At 45.5% G+C, this 24,664-nt stretch carries 23 protein-coding genes; 5 read left to right on the top strand and 18 right to left on the bottom strand.

The annotated features are described in order from the left end of the window. Positions 1-68: 68 nt before the first annotated feature. Both ACESPQ_RS07990 and ACESPQ_RS07985 read right to left on the bottom strand, forming a co-directional pair. On the bottom strand, positions 69-1,286 hold the full coding sequence (locus tag ACESPQ_RS07990; protein WP_257334540.1) for an iron-containing alcohol dehydrogenase: 1,218 nt from the start codon (positions 1,284-1,286) through the stop codon (positions 69-71). A gap of 347 nt (positions 1,287-1,633) precedes the next feature. Beyond that, on the bottom strand, positions 1,634-3,163 hold the full coding sequence (locus tag ACESPQ_RS07985) for an NAD(P)H-hydrate dehydratase (protein ID WP_257334539.1): 1,530 nt from the start codon (positions 3,161-3,163) through the stop codon (positions 1,634-1,636). 200 nt (positions 3,164-3,363) lie between these two features. On the opposite strand from ACESPQ_RS07985, the gene coaBC reads away from it, so the two are divergent. Both coaBC and ACESPQ_RS07975 read left to right on the top strand, forming a co-directional pair. Next, positions 3,364-4,566 carry a bifunctional phosphopantothenoylcysteine decarboxylase/phosphopantothenate--cysteine ligase CoaBC gene (gene coaBC / locus ACESPQ_RS07980; protein WP_002609665.1) on the top strand — a complete coding sequence of 401 codons (1,203 nt, stop codon included), beginning with the start codon at positions 3,364-3,366 and terminating at the stop codon, positions 4,564-4,566. After that, complete coding sequence (locus ACESPQ_RS07975) at positions 4,566-5,345, top strand: type III pantothenate kinase (protein ID WP_002609663.1); 780 nt, start codon at positions 4,566-4,568, stop codon at positions 5,343-5,345. The genes coaBC and ACESPQ_RS07975 overlap by 1 nt, the downstream gene beginning before the upstream one ends. Positions 5,346-5,608: 263 nt before the next feature. Here the strand turns inward: ACESPQ_RS07975 and ACESPQ_RS07970 are convergent, their stop codons facing one another. From ACESPQ_RS07970 to ACESPQ_RS07945, 6 genes are all read right to left on the bottom strand, one after another. Beyond that, the gene (locus ACESPQ_RS07970) at positions 5,609-6,070 is read right to left on the bottom strand and encodes a GNAT family N-acetyltransferase (protein ID WP_109770876.1); all 462 of its coding nucleotides are present in this window, start codon (positions 6,068-6,070) and stop codon (positions 5,609-5,611) included. A 485-nt stretch (positions 6,071-6,555) separates the two neighbouring features. Beyond that, positions 6,556-7,716 carry a DNA glycosylase AlkZ-like family protein gene (locus ACESPQ_RS07965; protein WP_373144233.1) on the bottom strand — a complete coding sequence of 387 codons (1,161 nt, stop codon included), beginning with the start codon at positions 7,714-7,716 and terminating at the stop codon, positions 6,556-6,558. Positions 7,717-7,751: 35 nt separating this feature from the next. Then, on the bottom strand, positions 7,752-8,618 hold the full coding sequence (locus ACESPQ_RS07960; protein ID WP_002609657.1) for a YitT family protein: 867 nt from the start codon (positions 8,616-8,618) through the stop codon (positions 7,752-7,754). 74 nt (positions 8,619-8,692) lie between these two features. Continuing rightward, positions 8,693-9,328: a hypothetical protein gene (locus tag ACESPQ_RS07955; protein ID WP_373144232.1), complete on the bottom strand. Its 636-nt coding sequence runs from the start codon at positions 9,326-9,328 to the stop codon at positions 8,693-8,695. Beyond that, positions 9,297-9,653 (bottom strand): LiaF transmembrane domain-containing protein, encoded by a 357-nt coding sequence (locus ACESPQ_RS07950; protein WP_373144231.1) that lies wholly within the window; start codon positions 9,651-9,653, stop codon positions 9,297-9,299. The genes ACESPQ_RS07955 and ACESPQ_RS07950 overlap by 32 nt, the downstream gene beginning before the upstream one ends. After that, entirely contained in the window at positions 9,650-10,303 is a 654-nt protein-coding gene (locus ACESPQ_RS07945) for a DUF4004 family protein (protein WP_242406393.1), read from the bottom strand. The genes ACESPQ_RS07950 and ACESPQ_RS07945 overlap by 4 nt, the downstream gene beginning before the upstream one ends. Before the next feature lie 218 nt (positions 10,304-10,521). Between ACESPQ_RS07945 and ACESPQ_RS07940 the strand changes: the two genes are divergently transcribed. Genes ACESPQ_RS07940 through ACESPQ_RS07930 form a run of 3 tightly spaced genes read left to right on the top strand, consistent with a single transcriptional unit; the run spans position 10,522 to position 15,338 of the window. Beyond that, positions 10,522-11,103, top strand: a complete 582-nt coding sequence (locus tag ACESPQ_RS07940) for a TetR/AcrR family transcriptional regulator (RefSeq protein WP_002609648.1) — start codon at positions 10,522-10,524, stop codon at positions 11,101-11,103. Positions 11,104-11,106: 3 nt separating this feature from the next. Then, entirely contained in the window at positions 11,107-14,037 is a 2,931-nt protein-coding gene (locus ACESPQ_RS07935; protein ID WP_257328288.1) for an acyl-CoA dehydratase activase-related protein, read from the top strand. After that, the gene (locus tag ACESPQ_RS07930; protein WP_373144229.1) at positions 14,034-15,338 is read left to right on the top strand and encodes a 2-hydroxyglutaryl-CoA dehydratase; all 1,305 of its coding nucleotides are present in this window, start codon (positions 14,034-14,036) and stop codon (positions 15,336-15,338) included. Before ACESPQ_RS07935 ends, ACESPQ_RS07930 begins: the two co-directional genes overlap by 4 nt. A gap of 310 nt (positions 15,339-15,648) precedes the next feature. Here the strand turns inward: ACESPQ_RS07930 and ACESPQ_RS07925 are convergent, their stop codons facing one another. The 10 genes from ACESPQ_RS07925 to ACESPQ_RS07880 form a co-directional block, all read right to left on the bottom strand. After that, complete coding sequence (locus ACESPQ_RS07925; RefSeq protein ID WP_181392546.1) at positions 15,649-15,819, bottom strand: hypothetical protein; 171 nt, start codon at positions 15,817-15,819, stop codon at positions 15,649-15,651. Between the two features lie 49 nt (positions 15,820-15,868). After that, positions 15,869-16,315, bottom strand: a complete 447-nt coding sequence (locus ACESPQ_RS07920; protein WP_002609641.1) for a hypothetical protein — start codon at positions 16,313-16,315, stop codon at positions 15,869-15,871. Then, entirely contained in the window at positions 16,288-16,416 is a 129-nt protein-coding gene (locus tag ACESPQ_RS07915; protein ID WP_157133776.1) for a helix-turn-helix transcriptional regulator, read from the bottom strand. Before ACESPQ_RS07915 ends, ACESPQ_RS07920 begins: the two co-directional genes overlap by 28 nt. A gap of 115 nt (positions 16,417-16,531) precedes the next feature. After that, on the bottom strand, positions 16,532-17,200 hold the full coding sequence (locus tag ACESPQ_RS07910; RefSeq protein ID WP_002609639.1) for a uracil-DNA glycosylase: 669 nt from the start codon (positions 17,198-17,200) through the stop codon (positions 16,532-16,534). Positions 17,201-17,384: 184 nt separating this feature from the next. Continuing rightward, positions 17,385-18,167, bottom strand: a complete 783-nt coding sequence (locus tag ACESPQ_RS07905; protein WP_373144228.1) for an EAL domain-containing protein — start codon at positions 18,165-18,167, stop codon at positions 17,385-17,387. A 39-nt stretch (positions 18,168-18,206) separates the two neighbouring features. Further along, positions 18,207-19,103, bottom strand: coding sequence for a sensor domain-containing diguanylate cyclase (locus ACESPQ_RS07900; protein WP_373144226.1), 897 nt, complete (start codon positions 19,101-19,103; stop codon positions 18,207-18,209). Between the two features lie 465 nt (positions 19,104-19,568). Continuing rightward, a complete protein-coding gene (locus ACESPQ_RS07895; RefSeq protein ID WP_373144225.1) occupies positions 19,569-20,912 on the bottom strand; it encodes an FUSC family protein in 1,344 nt (447 codons plus the stop codon). Positions 20,913-20,930: 18 nt separating this feature from the next. Beyond that, positions 20,931-21,488: a hypothetical protein gene (locus tag ACESPQ_RS07890; protein ID WP_373144224.1), complete on the bottom strand. Its 558-nt coding sequence runs from the start codon at positions 21,486-21,488 to the stop codon at positions 20,931-20,933. A 344-nt stretch (positions 21,489-21,832) separates the two neighbouring features. Then, complete coding sequence (locus ACESPQ_RS07885) at positions 21,833-23,584, bottom strand: ABC-F family ATP-binding cassette domain-containing protein (protein ID WP_118002142.1); 1,752 nt, start codon at positions 23,582-23,584, stop codon at positions 21,833-21,835. 163 nt (positions 23,585-23,747) lie between these two features. Further along, complete coding sequence (locus ACESPQ_RS07880; RefSeq protein WP_373144223.1) at positions 23,748-24,662, bottom strand: tyrosine-type recombinase/integrase; 915 nt, start codon at positions 24,660-24,662, stop codon at positions 23,748-23,750. Between the last annotated feature and the right edge of the window lie 2 nt (positions 24,663-24,664).

The raw sequence follows: 24,664 nt of genomic DNA, 5'->3' as shown, positions 1-24,664 counted from the left end.
ACACCGGCTATCCGTTCTTTTTATATGCTATAAAGAAAGCATTTCACTATCTCTTTTCGATTTCTATACTAGAAATCCACTTCTGTATCATAATAGCAGCACTTCAGAAGCTTGACCATTTCCTCCTGGCTTGGCTGCCGCGGGTTGCTACCCGTGCAGGCATCCAGAATGGCATTTGCCGCAATATCCTCGACACGTGCCAGGAATACGTCTTCACTTACAAAGCCTTCATCAGCAGGTAATCCATCTTTTCCATAATGTGCGATACAATGCGGGATATGCAGCGCATCACTCATTTCACGTAGGTAGGCAATCAACAGCTCCACCTTTTCCTCATCACTGGAACCGCCCAGATGCATATAGTCCGCAATCACACCATAGCGCTTTCTAGCTGCTTCGTCCTTCGCATTGAATTTAATAACCTTTGGCAGATACATCGCATTTGCCGCACCGTGAATGATATGGGCTCCCTGATCTGCGAACACTGCCCCTGTTTTATGTGCCATGGAATGAACGATTCCCAGGAGTGCGTTGGAGAAAGCCTGTCCAGCCAGACACTGTGCATCATGCATCGCCGCACGGGAATCCATATCCCCGTTATAGGATTTTACCAGATGCTCCTTGATCATTTCAATCGCATGAATTGCCAGCGGATCGGTAAAGTTGCTGTTGGCTGTGGAAACATAGGCCTCCACGGCATGTGTCATGGCATCCATACCCGTATGTGCGACCAGCTTGATCGGCATCGTCGTTACCAGATCCGGATCGACGATTGCTACATCCGGTGTAATCTCAAAATCCGCAATCGGATATTTAATACCCTTTTGATAATCTGTGATGATGGAGAATGCGGTAACCTCTGTTGCCGTACCGGATGTAGATGAAATTGCACAGAACTGTGCTTTTCTGCGAAGCTTCGGTATACCGAACACCTTGCACATATCCTCAAATGTAATTTCCGGATACTCGTATTTGATCCACATCGCTTTTGCCGCATCGATCGGTGATCCTCCACCCATCGCAACGATCCAGTCCGGTTCAAATGCAAGCATTTCATCCGCCCCGCGCATAACGGTTTCCACTGACGGATCGGATTCGATGCCTTCAAATAAGCGAACCTCCATACCGGCTTCCTTCAAATACGCAACGGCACGATCCAGAAAACCTCCGCGGCGCATGGAACCTCCGCCGACACAAACGATTGCCTTCTTACCTTCCAGTGTCTTCAAAGCCTCCAAAGCACCTTTTCCATGATACATATCTCTTGGCAATGTAAATCTCTGCATGTCTGTTTTCCTCCTTATAGGGCTTACAAAACCCTTTCTATAGTTACATTCTACGCCTAAACCTATCGAAAAACAACCACTTTGTGTATATTTTCACAAGAAATTCATTCTTTCATAAACAGGAGCCGGATCAAAGCGAATATAAAAAAGAGACACCCGCATTGATGCAATGATCGGGTAGCTCTTTCTGACCTTCCAAATAGATTAGGTTATACATAATCCCATCCTTATTCGTGGTATCCTTTGACACATCAACATTATCCCTGCGGCTGATATATGCTTTCTGTTGGATAGGAAACAGAATCATTCGCTGTAATGTAAATCGTCTTTCAAAGAAACGCAGTGTATCACCTTTTCAGCTTCCGGTAGGTATCGGAAAGCACCGCAATCAGATCATTTGGCTGTATGCTGTAGGCATCCATTCTCTGTATGAGCTCATCTGCCGCGCAGGCATGGACATATACAGCGGCTGCCGCTGCCTGCAGCGCCTCTTTTCCCTGTGCATACAGTCCTGTAAGAATACCGCACAGCACATCCCCGCTGCCCCCCTTGGCAAGTGCATGATTGCCGGCCGTATTCATATACATATCGTCTTTCCTGCAGATGATCGTATGCTGATCCTTTAATACGAGCACGGTATTCTCATACCGCTTCACAAATTCCATGGCACACTGCAGAGGGTCCTTCAGCACTTCCTTCACACTGCAGCCGCACAGATAGCTCATTTCCTTCGGGTGCGGCGTCAGGATCGTAACTGCAGGACGATGCAGCAGCTCCATCAGCTTCCCTGCCTCATACAGGGCATCCCCATCCAGCAGACAGGGACGATCACTTTCCAGCACAGCACGAACCATCGCCTGTGTCACCTCACCCCGTCCCATACCGTTTCCAATGGTGATCATATCATATGCATTCAGATTGCGCTTCAACAAATCAACGGAAATCATAGAAAAGCTTCCATTCATTGACGGAGCCGGCAGCAGCATGCTCTCCTCCAGCTTCATGGAAATAATCTCAGAGATGCAATCCGGCAGAAACAGCGTCAGCGTCCCTGTCCCACTCTGCAGCGCAGCCTTCGCCGCAAGCGTTATTGCCCCGTGCATATAGGAGCTGCCTCCAACCATCATCACCCTGCCAAAGCTTCCCTTGTGGGAATGTGCATCCCGCTTTGGAAGAAATGCCCGCACAGTATCCTCATCCAGCAAATGAATGCTGTGTTCGATATTGGCTTTCACAGCTTTGGGAAGCGTTATATTTTTAACGATGATATCCTTGCAATAGCTGCTGCCCGGATACAGCAGCTGTCCCCTTTTCAGACATTCAAAGGTGATGGTTACATCACTTTGTACGGCACAGTTCATAATGCTGCCGGTATCCCCGTTAACTCCACTGGCAATATCGATACTGATGACATGCTTATTCAACAGATTCAGATACAGAATCAAAACATCATAGAAGCCTTCAATATCGCGTGACAGTCCCGTTCCAAACAACGCATCGACAACTACCTGTGCCTCATCCAGTGCCGGCTTGATCATCTCCATGTCCTGCGTCCTCATGATTTCTATACCATAGCTTTCCGCAATTCTGGCATACACAGCCTCATCATGACTCATACGGTCATAAGGAACACTGCAGTGGATACGGACATGTGAATAGCCCTCCTCCACCATGAGACGTGCAAGGGCAAAGCCATCCCCGCCATTATTTCCCGGACCGCACAGGATCATGATCCGGCTGTCCTTTGCGACATGCTCGCGGATATAGTCCATAACCGCCATCGCTGCATGCTCCATCAATATGATACCGGGAATGCCGTATTCATGAATCGCCTCCGCATCCATTTTCCGCATATCCTCTGTATTTACGATTTCCATAAGCTCCCTCCTCACGCTTTCGTTACCTATATTATAATAGCAATCAAAAAAAATTGCATCGAAATTATAAAAGGAAGTGTAAATATAAAGGAATGTTTCATTTGTGAATTTTTTATCTTTTTTCGCTTTGAAACAGTTGTGATGCGGAGAATGTTGCGTTATAATAGTAAACGACTTATAAAGAACCTGTGAGGGATACTATGAAAAAAACAGTTGTATTGGGAGTCAGCGGAGGTATTGCGGCCTTCAAGGCGGCACAGCTGACCAGCAATCTGATCAAGAAAGGGTATGATGTGGAAGTCATTATGACACAGAATGCCACGGAATTCATCACCCCCTTGACCTTTGAATCACTAACAAAGCACAATGTGATGGTTTCCACCTTTGAAAAGGTGGCGGATCGCAGTGTTAAACATATTTCCATTGCACATCGTGCGGATATCTTTGTCCTTGTACCGGCAACCGCAAATGTTATTGCCAAAATTGTTCACGGCCTTGCGGACGACATGCTCACAACGACCTTTCTGGCAGCTGACTGCCCTAAGGTGATCTGCCCTGCAATGAATACCGGCATGTATGAAAATCCAGTCACACAAAAAAATCTGGAAGCCGCAAAAGCACTCGGCTATGAGCTGGTGGAACCGGAGGTTGGATATCTTGCCTGCGGAGATACCGGAAAAGGAAAGCTTGCGGACATCACACATATCGAGGAATGCATTTGCCGTATTTTGGAAACCACCGGACTTCTCAGGGGAAAGCGTGTACTGGTCACAGCGGGACCAACCCGTGAGGCCCTGGATCCGGTACGCTTTATTTCCAACCATTCCTCCGGGAAGATGGGCTATGAGATTGCCAGAGCAGCCCGTGACATGGGAGCGGATGTAACATTGATCAGCGGTCCTGTCCAGCTGAACGTCCCGCATGGAGTTCGCGTCGTGCAGGTTGTCAGTGCACAGGATATGTTTGAAGCCGTACAGAAGGAATATGCAGACTGCGATATCATTATCAAGGCTGCCGCTGTCGGTGATTACCGCGCACAGAAAACAGAAGAAAACAAAATAAAAAAACAGGGAGAATTTCTGGAAATCACCTTTGTGAAAAACCCGGACATTCTGGCATGGCTGGGTGAGCACAGAGTATCAAATCAGATTATTTGCGGCTTTGCAATGGAAACCGAGCATTTGCTGGAGCATGCCGCTGAAAAGCTGAATAGGAAAAACTGCGATATGATCGTAGCCAATAACCTGCATGAACAGGGAGCCGGTTTTCAGGGGGATACCAATGTGGTTACTCTGCTTCAGAAAAATCATACAGAAACACTGGATCTGATGAGCAAATATGAGGTAGGCGTTGAGATACTTACACGTCTGGCTGCTCTCAGCAAGGAAAGAGGAGAAGCCTGATGTTAGTAGTCATTGATATAGGAAACACAAATATTACAATCGGAATCTATCACGGGGATAAGCTGATCGGCAATTATCGCCTGACAACCAAAATGAAACGCACAAGCGATGAATACGGGTTTATGGTCATGAACTTTCTAAATGCCTCCAAGGTACAGCCTGCGGATATAAAAGATGTCATCGTATCCAGTGTCGTACCGAAAATCATGCATTCCTTCCTGAATGGAATCCGCAAATATATGCATAAGGAGCCGATTCTGGTAGGTCCCGGAATCAAAACCGGTATCTCTGTAAAGGCTGAAAATCCAAAGGCCGTCGGTGCCGACCGTATCGTGGATGCAGCCGGAGCCTATTATGAATATGGAGGTCCGTGTCTGGTTGTCGATTATGGCACAGCCACCACCTTCGATTATGTGGATGCGAATGGAAATTTCGAATACGGTGTCATCACCCTGGGAATTGAAACCGGGGCACAGGCAATGTGGACACAGGCGGCCAAGCTTCCGGAAATTGAAATCAAAAAACCCGCAAGCATTCTGGCGAAGACAACAACAACAAGCATGCAGGCCGGACTGGTTTACGGCTATATCGGACAAAGTGAATACATTATCAAGGAATTCAAAAAGGCACTGGGCGTTGACATGAAGGTCATCGCTACCGGCGGCCTTGGGAAAATTATATATAAGAATACGGATGAAATTGATATCTATGATCGTAATCTGACCTTCAAGGGTCTGAAATACATTTACGAAAAGTATACTACAGAGAAAAAGAAATAGATTTCTGCAATAAAATAGTTTATTACCTGATTGCGGGTAATTCAAAACATCGAGAATGTGAAATGATTGTTTTAATCCATAGAATTTGAATTCTCCCTTTTGTAAACAACCTAAAACAAAAAAGAACCATAAAAAATACGTCTGCTCTTCAAGAAGAGGCTATGACTATCGTGCAGCTTATAACGCCACATGTCATACGACGTATTTTTTTATTTGGTAAACCTCCGTATTCGCATCCATGTGATGTGTGTTACAGTCTTCCTTTATTTCAAAAGCTTCTTCATATAAATCACATCCTCCATCGGATTGTCATAGTACGGCTCCGTTTCCTGAAAGCCGAAGCGCTTATACAGCCGGATGGCACTTTGTAAGGGTTCGATCGTATCCAGTACCATGCACGAATAGCCATCATCCTTCGCAAGCAAAAGAATCGTTTCCACCAGCTTCTGTCCGATTCCCTGGCCCTGATAGGACGGTTTCACATACAGCCGTTTCATTTCACAGCATTCCTTACTCAGGCGATGATACGCTACACAGCCCGAAACACAACCGTCATCCGCAACAGCAGCCAGCAGTCTTCCTTCTGTTCCACTGTATTTGCGTAATAAATCACGCAGTTCTTCCTCCAGCTTTTGAAAGCTTAGATCCCTTCCCAGCATCTGCGTGTATTCCCGAATCAGCTGTTCGACTTCCATCAGACAGGTTGTTCCATCAATCATATGCATAAATTCATCTCCCTGCTAATAACCATATTCTATATTCTGAAAGCATTGTTTCATAACAGTATTGTACTATCTGCATTCCGCATTTTCTACCCTTTCTCAATCTTTTTAGGTTTGTATGCTGTGTCTGCATCTGTGTGGTATAATACAAATAAAGACGAGGAGTTGATTACATGAAACGATTGCCGAACATTCTCGGATACGGCATTGCCTTCTACAAGAAAACCTGTACGATCAAAAGGGGTAAATAATTTTGATAGAAAGCTACTATCTGCTTATTGCAGGAAAACTACACAAACATGTTTAAATTCTCACATTATAAAAAGCTTCTGGTAGAATCCCCATATACCAGAAGCTTTTTTTACCTATACTGAATGTCTGAAAAGGACTGCTGTGTACTGGCGGCACAAAGCGCAGCATAACAGGCTGAATAATCGCATGTATCTCTTCAGCTACCAGTAACAGCCACTGAAATGCGATACCGGCTATCAAAGCCTGCTGATTTCGACCAGAATCCTCTGCCCGAGAAACTGTTCATATGCCTGTATCCAGATATGCAGACTCTTGGTGTCTATGTCTGTGAACAGTGTGATATGCAGCTCATTCACCGTTTTACGCTTCTTTGACCTCCAGATACCGCAAATCCTTCCACACTGAATCACAACACCGGGATTTTGCACTGTTTTCCATACCATGCGCTGTAATTTACAATCCTCCAGAAGCAAAGAGCGGTCCCAAAGGTCGAGAAAAGGATCATGTGGAGAAAGCAGTCGTACGGATTCATCAGTCTGTTGCTTTTCATAGGTATCCTTGTTCCAGATCGAATACTCTCTTTCCTGATACCTCACAGAAACACGTTCATGCTCAGAAAGTGCCCATAGACGCCTTGCCTGCGGCAGCTCCATCCCTGTCCATTTCGCAAAGCCCTTTACATCGCCTGGCCCGTATGCATGAAGAAACCGGCAAACCAGTGCGCAGCACACAGCATCACTGATACTGCCCGTTTTCGAAGCTGCGTTAGGAAAGGATGCAAATGTAGGTGAGCCCTTCTGTCTGGGTCCAAAGGCGATTCCCCTTTGAAAAGAAGCCGGCCGCAGCAAAAAGGAAACAATCGCCTCTCCATACAGCTGCCCTTTCGCAAATGGAGAAGCAGACAGCCACAGAGAGTGCAGGGAGGCGGGAATGCGTTGAAGCATGGCAGCAGCCAGCACCTGATCCAGTCGCTGCTTGGACACAACCGGTTCCTTCTCCAGTACCTGCAGGCATTGCATCAGCTCCTGCAACAGCACCGAAAAAGGAACACCGATTTCTTTCTGACAATAGCGCAGCCCGTTTGTATAGATCCAGGACTCCCCTTCCTCTGCACAAAGTGCATCCAGATACACCGCTGCATCATGAAGCGGAAAAATCCACGGTGCACCACGCAGACTCCATGCCTGCATAATCCCCCTGCCCTCATCCAGTTCCTGCTGCAGCTGCCATGCACTGCATGAACGCAGCCGGTTAAACGCCGCACACAGCCACGTACCGGGGGGACTGTTCTGAAACCCGCATACCCCCGCCGCTTCTGGTAAAGAATCTGTCGGAGTAACCAGATGATGTGCCTGAAAAAGATGGCTTCGTACCTCTTCCCTTGTGATGGTTCGCATAAGCAGCCTCCCTTCTATAGAGAAAAAGCGATTATTTACAACCGCTTCTCAAAATTCCCACTGATGCTCATACCCTCGTTGAAGATGACAAAAGCCCTGGGATCAATCTTATAAATGATTTTCTTCAGCTGTGTTACCTCATATTTGGAGATGACCGTGACAAGAATATGCGTATCTGTCTTCGTATACGCTCCTGCCCCCTTCCAGTAGGTAACCCCCCTGCCCATTTCCTTCATAATACTTTCCTGTACTTCCTCCTCTTTGGTGAAAATCATCGCTGTCATATTAATATTCTGATAGTGCGTCTTATCGACAACGAGATACATACAGGCTGTATAGATAATGGAATAGATCGCCGTGGTTACATTAAACAGAATCGCACAGACACCGAATACCAGAACATTGATGATATTGGAAAGACGTCCAACGCTGAAATCTGAAAACTTCTTTGTGAAGTATACCCCCAGAATATCCAGTCCGCCACCGCTTCCGCCACTTCGAAGAGCCAAACCAATACCGAAGCCGCAAATCAAACCGCCAATCAGACAGGCCGCAAGCACATCGTCAAGAATCGGTGTGGAGGGTATCATAACGATCGTAAAGGCAACCGTCTGTGTCAGGACACAAAGCAGCGTCTTCACAAAAAACTTTCTGGAAATGCTGCGATATGCCAGGATAAATAAAGGCACATTCATTAAAAAGTTGATAATACCGGCGATATCCAGCTGACCGAAGTCCATATGGGCATACTGCGCCAGCACTGTACGGATAATCTGTGCCATACCAATCACCCCGCCACTGTACAAATCCAGCGGTACAATGAACAGGTTCAGGCCAACGGCAAACAGAAAACCGCCGATCACAACATACACATAGTCATACATAATTTTTTGCAATTTCATACTATCACCATCCCCTGCAATCGTAAGAATTATATCATAAAAGCCGGTAAGCGCAATCCCTACCGGCCGTTTTTCTATTTAACAATTTTTTCACAATCACCGTCAATACTGCCGATGCGGCAGGTACTATCATATACCAGCTTGCCATCGCAGGTAATGTGATCAACACGGCAATGGCTGGACAGATGAATTTCGGTCGCACTGATGGAATGACAGGACATATTGCAGGCAGTCAGCTGACTGCACTCAATATTGCGCGCCGTATTTCTCTTTTCCGGCCGAAAGCCGAACAGACCATGGAAAATATGCTGACCATGACCATAGTTGATCCGGATATCATCACCGAACAGATCATTCAGGGAAGCACAGCCTTCAATACGGACCTTGTCGGCATTCACCTCTCCCTTATTGTTCAGGACACCCTCTACATAAATCTCATCGGCATACACCCGGATACCATCGCTCTTCACAACACCCTCGATATCCAGACGTCTTACACGAATATCCTTTTTACAGGTCATAACCCCCTGCACATCCATGGTGCCACCCTTTAAATTCCCGCTGCACTTGCAGGTACCCTCGATGCTTAAAACCTCAAACTCCAAATCGCCGTTAATCGAGCCGACACCTTCAATATCAATACGGCCGTATTTACCGCCGGAAATCGATCCGATTCCCTCAATCGTTGTATTTATGTGATCTGTATTCATACCAGCGAACCCTCCTTGTACATAATAAACGCAGTCCGATTGCAATGCAGATAATCGCCATCCAGACAGGATATGTCAGCTTTACATCAATCCACGCATTGGCATCTGCCAGAAAGTAGCAGCCTGCCAGCACTGTAAATATATTATAGAAATGCAGGCCGTGATCCAGCATGCTGTAGAGTGCAGGCAGAATCAGCAGCATGGTCCACCAGCCGGGAAAGAATATGGTGAAGTCCCACCAGTCCAGCTGCGTTCCCAGATAGCCGATCCCGATGGCGACAAACACCAGTCCCCAAAGAATCCGTTTTACGCGATATGTCATCATGATCTCATCTCCTCTTCATCAAATGTAAACTGAAAGGTTTCCTTGTATTTCAGCTTAATCGCATTGCTTAATTCATTCAAGTGGATGGAACGTATTGCAACAAGGCCGTCATCCAGATAAACCTCACTGCCTTCCTTTTTCAACAGAATATACAGGTGTCCCTGCGCCTGCAATAGCTCCAAGACATAATCCGCACTGTGCAGTTCACTCATCCTTTTACTTAAAAATGAAACGGCATGCGTACGTTCCTCCTCTGTAATTGCACTATCAACCATCGCCTGGGACAGGGCAATCATAACAAGCACCTCCAGAAATACGAAGCTGTCCTTGCTCATGGCATCCATGAAATCCGCTGCCACATCAATATCCAGCTCATCGAAATGCTCCAGATCCTCCTCACAGAACAGACGGTTGCTGACCTCCGGTGTCAGAATCCGGGCAAGCTCCTCTAAAGAATAGCTGTCCTTCAGCTGCTGTATGGCATGAATGCGCTTGAGTATCTTCTCCTGGGGGAAATAGGTTTCCTGCCCTGTCGGACTGGAGCGCTTGACAAACCATTCCTCGGGAATCAGACCCTCCCGTTTCCACCGATACAGCTGGCCATACGAGATGCCGGTCGTCTTCAGTAGATCCTTCTTGGATATTTCCATTGTATCACCTCTAACGTAACATTGTTTTATTACACCTATATATTAACAAAACATTGTTACATTGTAAAGAGGAAATTTTAATTTCTACAGAAAACGGTTACACATTCAATAAGAACAACACTTTTATGAATTCTGTCTGAAAAAAGGTGCAAATCTATTGACCGGCGGTCATTATAGGTATAAACTATAAAAATGTATAAATAAAGGAAGTGTTTTTTGTGGAAGAATCCGTAAGTAAACGATCACGCATTCAGGATGCTGCTGTCGCACTGTTTCATGAGCAGGGTGTGGAGGCAACCTCTGTCAATGAGATTGTCAAACGAGCAAATGTCGCAAAAGGGACGTTCTATGTATATTATAAGGATAAGAAGGAATTGATTTCTCAAATTCTTACCAAGCAGCACGGCTGTCTGATGAACGATATCCTCAATCACTCCTATGAGGCTGCACTTACTAACAGCACCTGCTGGAAGCGCACCTTCATCGACGAGCTGATCACCTATTATATTCAGCATCCGAAGCTGCTTCGTACGATTCAGAAAAACATTGCTTCTATATTGGATACAAAGGAACATCGGGATATGGTGTTTACCCATATCGAACGCATGCCGGATTTTCTGAAGCTGCTGAGGCGGGAACAGGAAACAGAAAAGAAAGCACTCAATCGTTTTCTGATGATGATGGAAATCATCGGATTTGTCTGTTACAACGCTATTTTCTTCGAGCAGCCGGATTCCATAGAGGAGATTCTGCCTGAACTGCGGGAAACGATGTTCAAAATGCTTGAGAGAAAGGAGTAGCCTATGACATATAAACTGGGAATAGATGTAGGTTCCACAACCCTGAAGGCAGTGGTTCTCAACGATCAGGATGAGATTGTGTACAAGAGCTATGAGCGCCACAAATCCAAGGTACGGGAAATGAGTGTTTCCAAGCTGAAGGAATTGCGAGAGCTGTTACAGGGACAGAGAATCGCACTTGCCATTACCGGCAGTGCGGGCCTGGGAATCGCAGATGATGCAGGTTTTCCTTTCGTACAGGAGGTATTCGCAACAGCCCAGGCTGTGCGTAAATATTATCCGGCAAGTGATGTTGTTATTGAGCTTGGCGGAGAGGATGCCAAAATCATCTTTTTACAGGGAACGCTGGAGGAGCGTATGAACTCCACCTGTGCCGGTGGTACCGGAGCGTTTATCGATCAGATGGCAACCCTGCTGGATGTCGATCTGGAAACGATGGATCAGCTGTCCCTGCAGCATACCACGCTGTATCCGATTGCATCACGCTGCGGTGTATTCGCAAAAAGCGATGTGCAGCCGCTGATCAATCAGGGCTGTGAAAAATCAAACCTTGCGGCAAGTATCTTTCAGGCGGTCGTCGATCAGAGTATCGCCGGACTGGCACAGGGAAGAAATATTGAAGGAAACGTATTGTTTCTGGGAGGTCCCCTGCATTTTCTAAAGGGGTTGCAGGAGCGCTTTAAGGAAACACTGAAGCTCCGTGATCAGGAAGCGAATTTCCCGGAGCTCGCCCCTTATTTTGTAGCACTGGGAAGTGCCGTCTATGCGGCAAATGAGGCTGTGGATTTCTCCTATGAGGAGCTGCTTGAAAAAATGGAGGCTATGGCTGCCAAAAAGATACAGACGCAAGGTCTTCCCCCACTCTTTGAAAGTGATGAGGATTATGAGGAATTCAAAAAGCGCCATACCAGTGCCAGTGTGGAGCGCAGTGATATCCACACCTACAGGGGCAATGCCTATCTGGGCATCGATGCCGGCAGTACCACAACCAAGCTGGTGCTGATCGATGAACAATGCCGCATTTTATATGAAAGCTATGCCGGGAATATGGGAAATCCCGTGGATGTTGTACAGAAGGAGCTCGCAAAGCTCTATGCCCTGATGGAGGACCGCATTCACATCATACACAGTGCGGTAACGGGCTATGGGGAGGAGCTGATGAAGCATGCCTTCCATCTGGATATCGGTGTTGTGGAGACGATTGCCCATTACCATGCGGCCCACTACTTCAACCCGCAGGTAGACTTCATCATCGATATCGGCGGTCAGGATATGAAATGCTTCCGGATTCGTGATCATACGATTGATGATATCCTGTTGAACGAAGCCTGCTCCAGCGGCTGCGGAAGCTTCATTGAAACCTTCGCAAAAAGCATGGGCTATGATATTGAGGAATTCGCCCGCATGGGGTTATCCGGAAAGCATCCGGTGGACCTTGGAACACGCTGTACGGTCTTTATGAATTCCAGTGTCAAGCAGGCACAGAAAAACGGAGCCAGCATGGAGGATATCTCTGCCGGCTTATGTATGAGTGTCGTAAAAAATGCATTGTATAAGGTCATACGTGCCAAAAGTCCGGATGATATCGGGAAGCAGATCGTCGTACAGGGAGGAACCTTCCTGAATGATACGGTGCTGCGAAGCTTTGAGCTGGAGCTTGGAAGAAACGTCATTCGTCCAAGTATTTCCCATCTGATGGGGGCATATGGAGCCGCATTGATTGCAAAGGAGAAAAAAGCCACTGCATCCTCTCTTCTGAAAAAGGAAGATATTGACAGCTTTACGCACAGCTCAAAGGCCTTTCATTGTGCTCTGTGCACCAATCACTGCAATCTGACCGTAAACACCTTTGCGGACGGGGCAAAGCATATCGCCGGCAACAAGTGCGAGCGTCCGGTGACCGGAAAGGTCAATAAGGAAAAGCTGCCGAATCTGTATGATTATAAATATGAGGAGCTGCTGAAGCTGAAGGGGGTTCCCGGCATCCGGGGGAAAATCGGGATTCCGCTTGTTTTGAATCTGTATGACAACCTTCCCTTCTGGCATTCCTTCTTTACCAATCTTGGCTATGAGGTCGTCTTGAGCGATCGTTCCAGCAAGGCACTGTATTCCCTTGGACAGCATACGATTCCAAGTGATACGATCTGTTATCCTGCCAAGCTGGTGCACGGTCATATTCAGTCGCTCATCGATAAGGGCCTGCAGACAATTTTCTATCCATGCATGACCTACAACGTCAATGAGGACATGGGAGACAATCATTTCAACTGCCCGGTCGTTGCCTATTATCCGGAGGTTGTGGAAGGGAATATGAATCTGGGACATGTAAAGTTTCTGTATCCCTACGTATATCTTGAGGATAAGCGTATCTTCGATCAGAAAATGTTTGAATATTTCAAAGCCCAGCAGATGGATATTCCGTTCAAGGATGTTCAGGCTGCCAGCAATCACGCCTATTTCGCCTATCAGCAGTTTAAGGACCGCGTGCAGGAGGAAGGTCGCAATGCCATAGCGTTCGCTCGACGCAATCACCGTGATGTCATAGTGCTTGCCGGACGTCCATACCATGTCGATCCTCAGATCAATCATGGAATTCACAGACTGCTGAACAATTTGGGATTCGTCGTAATCAGTGAGGACAGTATCGCTAAACAGGCCGTGCTGCCAAGTGTTCACGTTTTAAATCAGTGGACCTTTCACTCCCGTATGTACAATGCCGCACATTATGTGGCACAGCAGGAGCATATGGAGCTGATTCAGCTGGTAAGCTTCGGATGCGGAATCGATGCGATTACCGCAGATGAGGTTAAGGATATTCTACGAAGCAATGGAAAGCTGTATACACAGATTAAAATCGATGAAGTTGACAACCTCGGTGCGGTGAAGATTCGCTGCCGCTCACTGCAGGCTGCCATGGAAGAAAGGGAGGGATGAGTATGTCACATGTAGAATTCACGAAGGAAATGAAAAAAACACATACGATCCTTGTACCGATGATGCTGCCGATTCATTTCCAGTTCCTGCGCAATATTTTGTGCAAGGAAGGTTATCGTGTGGAAATCCTGAAAACAGAGGGACAGCAGATCATTGATGAAGGCTTAAAGAATGTGCACAATGATACCTGCTACCCCGCCCTGCTTGTAATCGGTCAGATGATCGATGCATTGAAAAGCGGAAAATACGATACTGCACACATTGCGCTGGCAATCACCCAGACAGGAGGCGGATGCCGGGCTTCCAACTACATCCATCTTCTGCGCAAGGCACTGGTTCAGGCCGGATTTGAGCATGTTCCGGTTATTTCTGTCAATTTTTCCCAGCTGGAAAAGAACAGCGGCTTCAAGCTGACTCCTAAGATGCTGCTGAGATTATTATATGCATTTTTATACGGAGATATGCTGATGTGGATCAAAAATCAGTGCAAGCCGTATGAATTGGAAAAGGGCAGTACAGATGCACTGGTAACCACATGGATCGATACGATCACCGCGCAGTTTGATTCCCTGTCCTATATGCGAATGAAGCATAATTATCAGGAAATGCTGCATGATTTTGCAGCTCTGCCGAGAAGCCAGAAGCCGAAAATTCAGGTGGGAATCGTCGGTGAGATTTATATGAAGTATGCCCCTTTGGGCAATAACGAGCTGGAGGACTTCCTGATTCGTGAGGGCTGTGAGCCCGTTGTCAGCGGTGTTCTTGACTTTGGTCTTTACTGCCTTGAAAACTCGCTGATCGATCACGCGTACTACGGGCGTAATAAAAAGAGCTACCGCTTCATTCAGATGGCGGATAAGCTGATTCAGAATATGCAGAAAAAAGCCATTACCGCAATACAGAAGCAGGGAACCTTCCGTGCACCGGATACCTTTCAGGAGGTTATCGAGAACAGCGAAGGAATCATCAACCGCGGGACCAAGATGGGAGAGGGATGGCTGCTCACCAGTGAAATGGTCACTCTGATCAAAAACGGTGTGCATAATATTGTCTGCTGTCAGCCGTTTGGCTGTCTTCCCAACCATATCGTTGCCAAGGGTATGACCAGAAAAATCAAGGATAAATATCCGATGGCAAATATTGTTGCAGTGGATTATGATCCAAGCGCAACAAAGGTCAATCAGGAAAACCGATTGAAGCTGATGCTGAGCAATGCGCGGTTAAGCGAACGCTTTGCAAAGGAGGATGAGGAGGCTCTTGCAAGTGAGCGACAGCGCAAGCTTGCCAGCTCCCGTTCATAAGCAAAAACAGTCCTGTATCTGAATTACTCAAATACAGGATTTTTTTTACATCGAATGCTCTGCAGTTTTTGTAAAGGTGCTCCTTTCGTTTTTGAAGCTAATACAGCATATACGCCACTGTTCACCGGTTGCATACTTATCTATATGCCATAGATGATGGGTATTCTCGACCTTGTGAATATCGATACAGCTCCTACATTTATAATCGAAAGTAAAAATAACATGCTCTTTTTACCAGTAATGCTCCTCTTTTGATAATATAATCGACACGATTCCACATAGGATTCCTCCGATTGGAAATACAATCCAGCTAACATTCCAAATATTCCATATAAAGCTGATAAGCAGATAAACAGCCGCACCACTTACCAATCAGCTCATCGTCTTTTTCTGCCATCTGCGCATAAGCAGTTGTTCGCTGATAGGTTTCTTTTCGCATACCGTAATATACAAGAAGCAGTATGGCAATTGTCACAAGCATGATATTCAGGTAGCTTCATTTCCAACAGCTGTTCAATGACGATACTGAATCATATAATCCCAATGGAAGTCACAACAATACTATTAAATATCCTATGAAAGCCATCCAGCTCATATGCAGTATAGATATCCTGAGGAATTTGCGGATATCTGCGCTTGAATGCGGTATCCTTCATACCGAAGAAGACAAGAATAAGGATTCCAATAATTGCGAAAATCAGAAATACAATATTCAACATGTCTTCATTATCCATAGAAGGTTTCAAAAAGCAATAGGCACAAATCCCCGCAAGAATACAACCAATTCCAACGGTGATTCCTTTCGTTTTTGTCAGCTCATGGGTCTCATAAGTATCACGACTCACACCGGAATTCTCTTTCATATCCCCTTTCAGTAAATCATACAGCGTACAGTGGAACAGCTCACAAATCAGCATCAGCTTATCCAGCTCAGGATAGGCACTTCCATTTACCCGCTCTGCGCGCCTTTGGTGCACTTACTAACCGCCTGTCTTGATACATTCAGCTTATCCGCGAGATTTTCCTGTGAATAGCCATACTGCTTCCTTGCCTCTCTCAAATTTTCTTCAAATTTCAATTTAATCACCTCGTCATCATTGTATAAAAACGGGCTGGCTTACACCACCAACCCGTATTAGCGCTTTGTATTATTTTGTCAACCAATGGTAGCATTCCCCTGTTTTAAGAGATTTTCAGTCAATCTGCCAGTCAATCTGCTGCTGTCCATGCTCTTGTAAAAAGGCATTCGTCTTTGAGAAATGACGACATCCGAAAAAGCCATAATCTGCACTGAACGGACTTGGATGTGGACAGCTTAGGATCAGATGAGCAGGATTTGTTATCAGTGTGCTCTTTTCCTTTGCATTCCTTCCCCATAACAGAAATACGATAGGCTTTTCACGCTCATTCAGCTTGCGAATGATCTCATCCGTTAAAATCTCCCATCCTTTGCCACGATGGGAATTTGCCTGCCCTCTACGTACTGTTAGAACAGTATTGAGCAGAAGCACGCCTTCCTTCGTCCATTTTGTAAGCTCTCCATGAGGCGGAATACTGCATCCCAGATCATCATGCAGCTCCTGATAGATATTTACAAGAGACGGCGGAGGATTTACTCCTTTTTTCACAGAGAAGCACAGACCATGTGCCTGTCCCGGACCATGATATGGGTCTTGCCCTAAAATAACAACCTTTACATCCTGATATGCTGTATAACGCAATGCATTGAAAATATCATACATACCCGGATAAATTGTCTGCGTTTTATATTCTTTTGCCAGAAAAACGCGCAGTTTCTGATAATACTCCTTCTGAAATTCATCCTTTAACAGCTCGTCCCAGTCATTTCCAATTTGTACCATGTTATCACCTAGTTGTATTCTACCGCATTTCCTTATAAAAGAAAACCGTTTCTGCAGGAAAACAGTACAGAAAGCGGTTTTTTTATCACTATTTACAGCTATTGCAAGTAACTGTAAACACGAAACAGAAGTGTCATGATAAGTCCGAGTATCTGTCACTCACACATTTAATATTATATTCTTTTTATCTAAGATATTTCTCAGCAAATTCAGTTGCTGCTATCGCACGACTGACCAGAAACCCCTGCCCGATATCACAGCGCAGCATCCTCAGGTCAGCGTATTGCTCCCTGGTTTCAATCCCCTCACAAATTACCTGCATACCGATGCTGTGAGCCATTTCAATGATTTTCCAGAATATTGTCATCTGGCGGCGGTCCGTATTGATTCCATTCAGCATCCCTTTATCCAGCTTCAGTATATCCGCATCCACCTGACTCAGCATACCGATACCGGCATATCCTGTTCCAAAATCATCGATAGCAATCTGAAAACCGGCAGCATGTATATCCTTCATAAATACCTGAAGGTCATTTGCATTATCTGTAAATGCAGATTCTGTCAGTTCAAAAACAAGCTTTTCATGAGGTATTGCATAGGAATCCACAATTTCACAAAACCTTCGTAGATATTGGCGCTCTTTTATATGCAAACGGGACTGATTTATGGAAATCGGCAGCAGCTCTTTCCCTTCATCGAGGCATGTCCGCATAAATTTACATAGCTTATGTAATACATAGAAATCAAAGCCAGATATCACGCCGTGCTTTTCAAATAGCGGGATGAATTCATCCGGAGATACACAGCTGCCATCCTTTAAAAACCAGCGGGACAGAGCTTCACCGGATACAACGCTCCCGTCACTTAACAGAAACTGCGGCTGTATGAACAACTGGAAGGTATCCTCCTGTATAGCTTTTACTGCTTCCTCAAGCAGCTCACTTCTGCGGTTTTTCTGATCCAGCATCCAATCCTCAAAATAAACAAAATCACTGACCCGGCTATTTCATTCCACATACTGCATTGCCAGTACTGCTTTATCCAGCATAGACTTTATACTTTCCCCACAGGCATCCTGAATCAGATAAACACCACCGATATATTGCAACGTATGCTTTAGACAGGACACGATAGGTTCGTCCAGCAGATGTTTGCGGATACAGTGCAGACGGTTATAAAAATCATCTATGCTTGTAAACCGTAAAAGTGCCGCAAAGGTATCCTTTTCGATACGCGCACACAGCTCGTCCTTCTGACAGAAGGATTGCAGGTTGCGGGCAATGCTTTTCAATACATCATCACCAAATGCATAGCCGTGAATCTGATTGATAAAACGAAAGTCACTAATACCAAATTTGAAAAGCGCATATTGCTGGTTTGTATGCTGTAGCAGCTCTCTTGCCGCTTCCACGAACCCCTCCAGATTAAAAATCTGCGTCAGTGTATCACAGTGCTGATTATATACAGGCAGCTTCGCTGCATTATGATGAATTCCCGAATTTTCACGCTCTGTAGCGTCATCAGAAAGGGATTGATGTATGTGGCGGATTTTCCATCCCCCTGCTTCCATCTCCCATACCAGAGAGACCTTCAATCTACACAGCAGTCCTGATCCGTGTGCATGCTGTATACAGGTATAAGCTACGACTGCAATATCCTGTTTTTGATATATGATTTCACAATAGACATCCTGAAGATGAACCATCTCCCCATAGATAATGGAAACCTCCTGTAAAGCACGCTCCACTTCCTGCATACCATGACATAAAGCTGACCGGTGTTCTCCCATCATGGATATTTCATTAGAAAGATATTCTTTTAAAAGCTCGAAATCATGCTCCTCAAAATAAAGACGGATCAGCTCAATGCTCAGCTTCTCCAGCTTCGCCTGTTTTCGTGACATACATATCATCCCTTCATTCCCCGTTAAATTCTATTAATATTATCTTTTTAGTACAACCCCGTAAACAAAAACCAGACATATACCGTTAGGCGGCATATGTCCGATAATTCTTTTGCTTATTTAAAATTTTATGTAACCCTTTTTACAATCCTATTGTAATCTATTTTTGTACTTATTTCAATATCTTGTAAGATTTATTATCACGCGGATATCACAAATTTCTACAGGATGCATATTGAGAATTTCACAATATACGAAAAGTGAAAACATATAAGCTTAGCAGCCTGAAGCACCTCTGACGAAAACAATCATAGAGATCAATAATCTGTATGCGAAAGCAGGAGTCTAGAATTCAATAATGATTAGGAAAATCAGATTGTTTTTTTGGACACGCTTTGTATACATAAGCTGTCCATCTCTGCTTCACTGCCCAAATGCAAAGCATAAGAAGCTTGCATTCTTCTCTTAAAGCTGTCTGGATAAGCAAATACTGCTGATATCCGATGCATGCCGATAATATCGCTGCATGAGCTGAAAGAGTTCATTGTTAGATACGTCCTCAGTAAGAAATGCCCTTTTCTCCTTTTGAACAATCTTTCCCACCTCACAGCTTTGAATCATTGCATCACACATATGAATAAATTGCTCTACTGACTGCTCCTGGTCCTCTGTTAAGGTATCATGCTGTACGGTAAAAATCATCTGCTCCATCTCCACGCTCATATGCCAGAATGCAGACAGCAAATGGCGATAAAGCTCGATATTCTCACTGCTGCCTTGCAGGTACTCCAGTATCTGGTCATACACCATATGAAAGCTGGTTAATGCGTCCATAATGATACCGTAATCCAGCGGTGCATGCAGACTCCCCTGCAGAATACGCAGATAGGAATGCTGCATATGAAACATCCGCTTCATGTTTGCTTGAAACAATCCGCTGCGACTGGTAGGAAAAAAGAACCGGTTGACGATCAATACAAGCAGAATTGCCACAGCTACATAGGTAAGGCGCATCTCAATCGCGATTGTTTCCTGCATGGCAAGCGAAGTCAGTGTGATGGCAAAGCAGGTAGAGAACATTGCCTGAATCCAGGTGCCCGGTGTTGCACAATACATCAGAGATACGACAATGCTGGCAAATAGAAAGTGTCCTGCAATGCCGGGAAAATGCGGAAGTACCAGATAAATAACCGTACAGCCGAAGACTGTTCCGATGAATCTGGTTTTCAGACGATAGGCGCTTTCCTCATACATGGGCTGCAGCAGCAGAAATGCATTCAGCACCAGCCAGTAGGAATGATCCAGCTTCGACAAACGGGCGAATAGAAATCCGCAGAGCAGAACCAGAGAAAGACGGCTTGCAAAACGAAATTCAAAGCTGTCCATACGCAGCCGATTACGCAGCTTTCGTTCCTCCGGCAGCTTCCATTCCTGATGGACTGCTTCTTTTTTGTTATCCTGCAAATCCTTGAGAATCTGCAAAAAGAGCTGTAAAAAGTTATGCAGAAACAGGGAAACGGCATCCTGCTTTTTTCGGCAGGCAGTAAACAGCTTCTGCCCTTCCTTCAGCAGTATTGAATTATCCGTACAGTTGAAATTCTCGGCATGCTTCAGGAACTGCATACATCTTTGTAAAAGCACCTGCTGCTGTTCACTGCATACAGGGATATTATCCATATTTTCCAGGAAATAACTGCTTCGCTGCAGAAGTAATGCAAACAGGTAACGCAGCCTTCCCTCCTTCGTCGCGATATAGGTGAAGCCGCGGCTCTGGTATGCCTGCTTATAAAGCGATCTCTGAATATTCACCAAATCTTCCTTCCGCTGCTAATCTGTTTTCTGTTTAAGATAGGCATCCAGCTGTTCCTGTAAAAGCGCTATCCCTTTTCTGGCCAGTGCATAATCATCCTCTCTGCGATGTCCATAGGAGGACAGCAGCAGACAGCATACTGCAAAACCAAGAGAACAAGCCATTACCAGCAGATAGGTCATGAAATCTGTATAGGGTATCGGACGCAGCTGTAAAAAGACAAACCCCATGGCACTTGCCATATATCCCTTTTGATTAAACTGCGAGGATTGCAGAAAGACAAGAAGAAAGGGTACTGCGATATTCAGCAGCACACAGGCAAGCAAGGAATGCGATGCCAGAAATGCCAGTATGCTCAATGCCATCTGCACAAAAAACATGATACATAATCTGCGCGGTGTTTGCTTCCTCTTTCTGCGTATTTTATAGAGCAGAGTCACAAAGGATACAACGATCACATACTGTACACCGAATAATACAAGAATTGCATAAAATAAAAACAAAAAGAAAAGAATGTCCGGCAGGGCATCCAGGATTTTTCTCTTAGCTGTCTGGTATAACACATCCGGTTTCAAAGATAAACCACTTCCTTTTAAGAGCCTTATTATACCATAATATGAAGGATACGTAAAATGTATACGGACTCGTAATTGTCGTCCCGTATGCAGTTTTCCAAAGTCCTATACCAATCATGCTAAGCAGTAAGCAGCACTGCTTCCTATTACAAACTCCTTTTATTTTGAAATGTGCTGTTGTAAAGGCTGATAGCACATAAAGCAATGTAACCTTCCTGATTTGAAAACAGGCGGATAGCATAGATGACATATGATACTTACGTAATTTTCCATTTGAAGCCGAATTTTCTGTTTCAACAAAAAAAGCCGGCAATACTGTCAGCTTTTCTGTATCCGTGATTTTATTATTTTCCCTTCGCGTTTTCAATTTCCTGCTTTTTATCCTCCAGAAACATCCAGCGCTCCATTTTCTCTTCTATGCTTTGTTCCAGAATATCGCGTTGATCTGCCAGCTCCTGTATCTTCTTGAAGTCATCTCCGGCAGCATTCATTTCCATGTCCAAATGCTCCAGCTGTTCCTGCAAAGCTGCTATATCCTCTTCCATATGCTCCAGCTCCTGCTTTTCCTTACTGCTCATACGAAGCTGCTGCTGTGAAACCCGCTCGACTTTTTTCTTTTCCTTCTTCTCTTTTGCTGTTCCCAGTTCCATATAGGCACTGTATCCGCCGATAAATTGCTGTACATTTCCGTTTTGAAATACAAACAGCTTATCGCATATACGATCCAGAAAATAGCGATCATGGGATACCACAATGACTGCACCGTTAAAATTATCCAGGTAGTCCTCAAGTATCTGCAGGGTCTGGATATCCAAATCGTTGGTAGGCTCATCCAGGAAAAGAATATTCGGTGCCTGCATCAGTATTTTCAATAAATACAGACGGCGGCGTTCCCCTCCGGATAATCTGCCGATAGGAGTATGCTGCATTCTGGAATCAAACAGAAACCGTTCCAGCATCTGTGATGCACTGTAGTTTCCCTCCAGTGTACGGATCTCATTACCGCTGTCCCGGATATAGTCAATCACCTTTTGTGACATATCCATTTCCTCGCAGCCCTGACGAAAGTACGCAAGCTTAACTGTTTCACCAAGCACGACGCTTCCCTGATCCGGTTCTATATCCTTTGCCAGTACATGAAGCAGTGTACTTTTGCCGCAGCCGTTTGGTCCCAGAATACCGATACGATCATTTCTAGTAAGCGTATAGCTCAGATTCTGAAACAATACATGACTCCCATATGCCTTGGAAATCGCATCGATCTCTATCGTTTTCCTGCCAAGACGCGAAGTTATCGTATCCAGCACAACCTGTCCCTGTTCTTTTACAGATTCCATATCATTCAGCTTATGAAATCGTTCGATACGCTCTCTGCTCTTCGTTCCCCTCGCCTGTACGCCCGCACGCATCCATGCCAGCTCCTTGCGAAGAATGCTTTGACGTTTCTTCTCCTGTGCCGCCTGTATGCTTTCTCTCTCTGCCTTTTCCTGCAGATAGGTGGAATAGTTTGCATGATAGGTATACATACTGCCGCGGTCAATTTCCATCATGGTATTGCATACACGCTCAAGAAAATAACGGTCATGCGTCACCATGATCAATGCATGTGCATAGCGGATCAGATAGGCTTCCAGCCATTCGATCATCTCATTATCCAGATGGTTGGTAGGCTCATCCAGAATCAGCAGATCACAGGGCTTCAGCAGCGCTCTTGCAAGGGCAACCCGCTTTCTCTGTCCTCCGCTCAAATGGGATATATTCAAAGAGCTGTCTGAAATCCCCAGCTTTCCCAGGATTGATTTTGCTTCGAATTCCTGTATTTCCTTATCCATAGACAGTATCTGATGAAGAATGGTATCGTCTTCATCAAAGACAGGGTCCTGTGGCAGATAGGATACACGCAATCCGCTTTTTTTCGTGATAGATCCTTCCTCATAGGTTTCCAGACCTGCCAACATACGCAGCAGAGTTGTTTTCCCTGTTCCGTTTACTCCGATCAATGCAATTTTATCCCGGTCCTCGATGGCAAAACTTACATCGTTGACAATTTCTTTTATGTTCTGGCGTTTGCTCAGATGCTCTACTGATATCAGCATATTCTCACCACTTTCCTGCCTTATTTTATCACATCCGTCAAAAATAAAAAAGGTGAAGTCCTTATCGTATGTAATTTGTTTTATAGTCGTCAAACAAGGCGCCACTGACATATAAAAAACAGGAAGCAAACAGTACCTGCTCATTTCCTGTCGTGTGCATCTATCAATCCGCATCCTGCAGCACCTTTACATATTTATAAAAGGTGGCCTTTTTCAGTGAGGTCCTTCTGCGGTAGGTCTCCAGCGGGATATGGTTTTTCTGACAGTATTCCACCTGTTCCCGAAAATCCTCCGGCAGGCTTGCACGCGGTCTTCCATAGCTCCTCGCTCCCTCTTTCTTCTTTTCCAGCGCCTTCACGATTCCCTCGCACAACTCCTCATTCATCGGTACCTTGCGCACTCTGCTGGATATTGTGGTCTGATAGACAAGTGGACAGCTGACCGTTCCATCTTCGTTATAGGTCATCACGCGATTCAGCGATTCATCCACCTCGATCAATCGCCTGGACAGACAGATATCCTCGATCCGCAGTGCACTCACCTCTCCGATGCGAAGACCCGCATGGATAGCGATCAGCACCGTCAGCAGGGAATTTTCCTTATATACAGGCGTGATGGCAGCTGTCAGACGCTTCTGTTCCTGCACGCTCAATACGCGGACCTCCTTCTTCACTTCCTTTGGATATTCCACACAGCGGCAGGGATCATAGGAGACGATACCCAGCTGGATCGCCCGCTTGAAGGAGAGCTTCAGGACCATGACATGCTCCTTCAGTGTTTTGACACCCAGACCTCCCTTTCCATCCAGTCTGCCGTTCTCATGCTTGATATTCACATAGGTCTGGAGGATAGGTTCTGTAATCTCATTCAGCGGATAATCACCGAGCAGAGGGCAGATATGACTGTAGATATAGCTGCGGAAGCTGGCATAGGTGTTCGGCTTTGCGTTCAGCTTCACAAAATGCTCGAGGAAATAGAGCAGCCACTCCTCAAGAGAGGGCATATGATCAAAGGGATCCTCACTGCGGCCATAGCGCAGGATATCCTCTGAAGCGAGAACACGTTTCTTGTTCAACATAG

It is taken from the genome of Clostridium sp. HGF2 (genome assembly GCF_964240115.1).
Taxonomy (GTDB): Bacteria; Bacillota_I; Bacilli_A; order Erysipelotrichales; family Erysipelotrichaceae; genus Clostridium_AQ; species Clostridium_AQ innocuum.
This window is presented reverse-complemented; position numbering and strand designations above follow the sequence as displayed.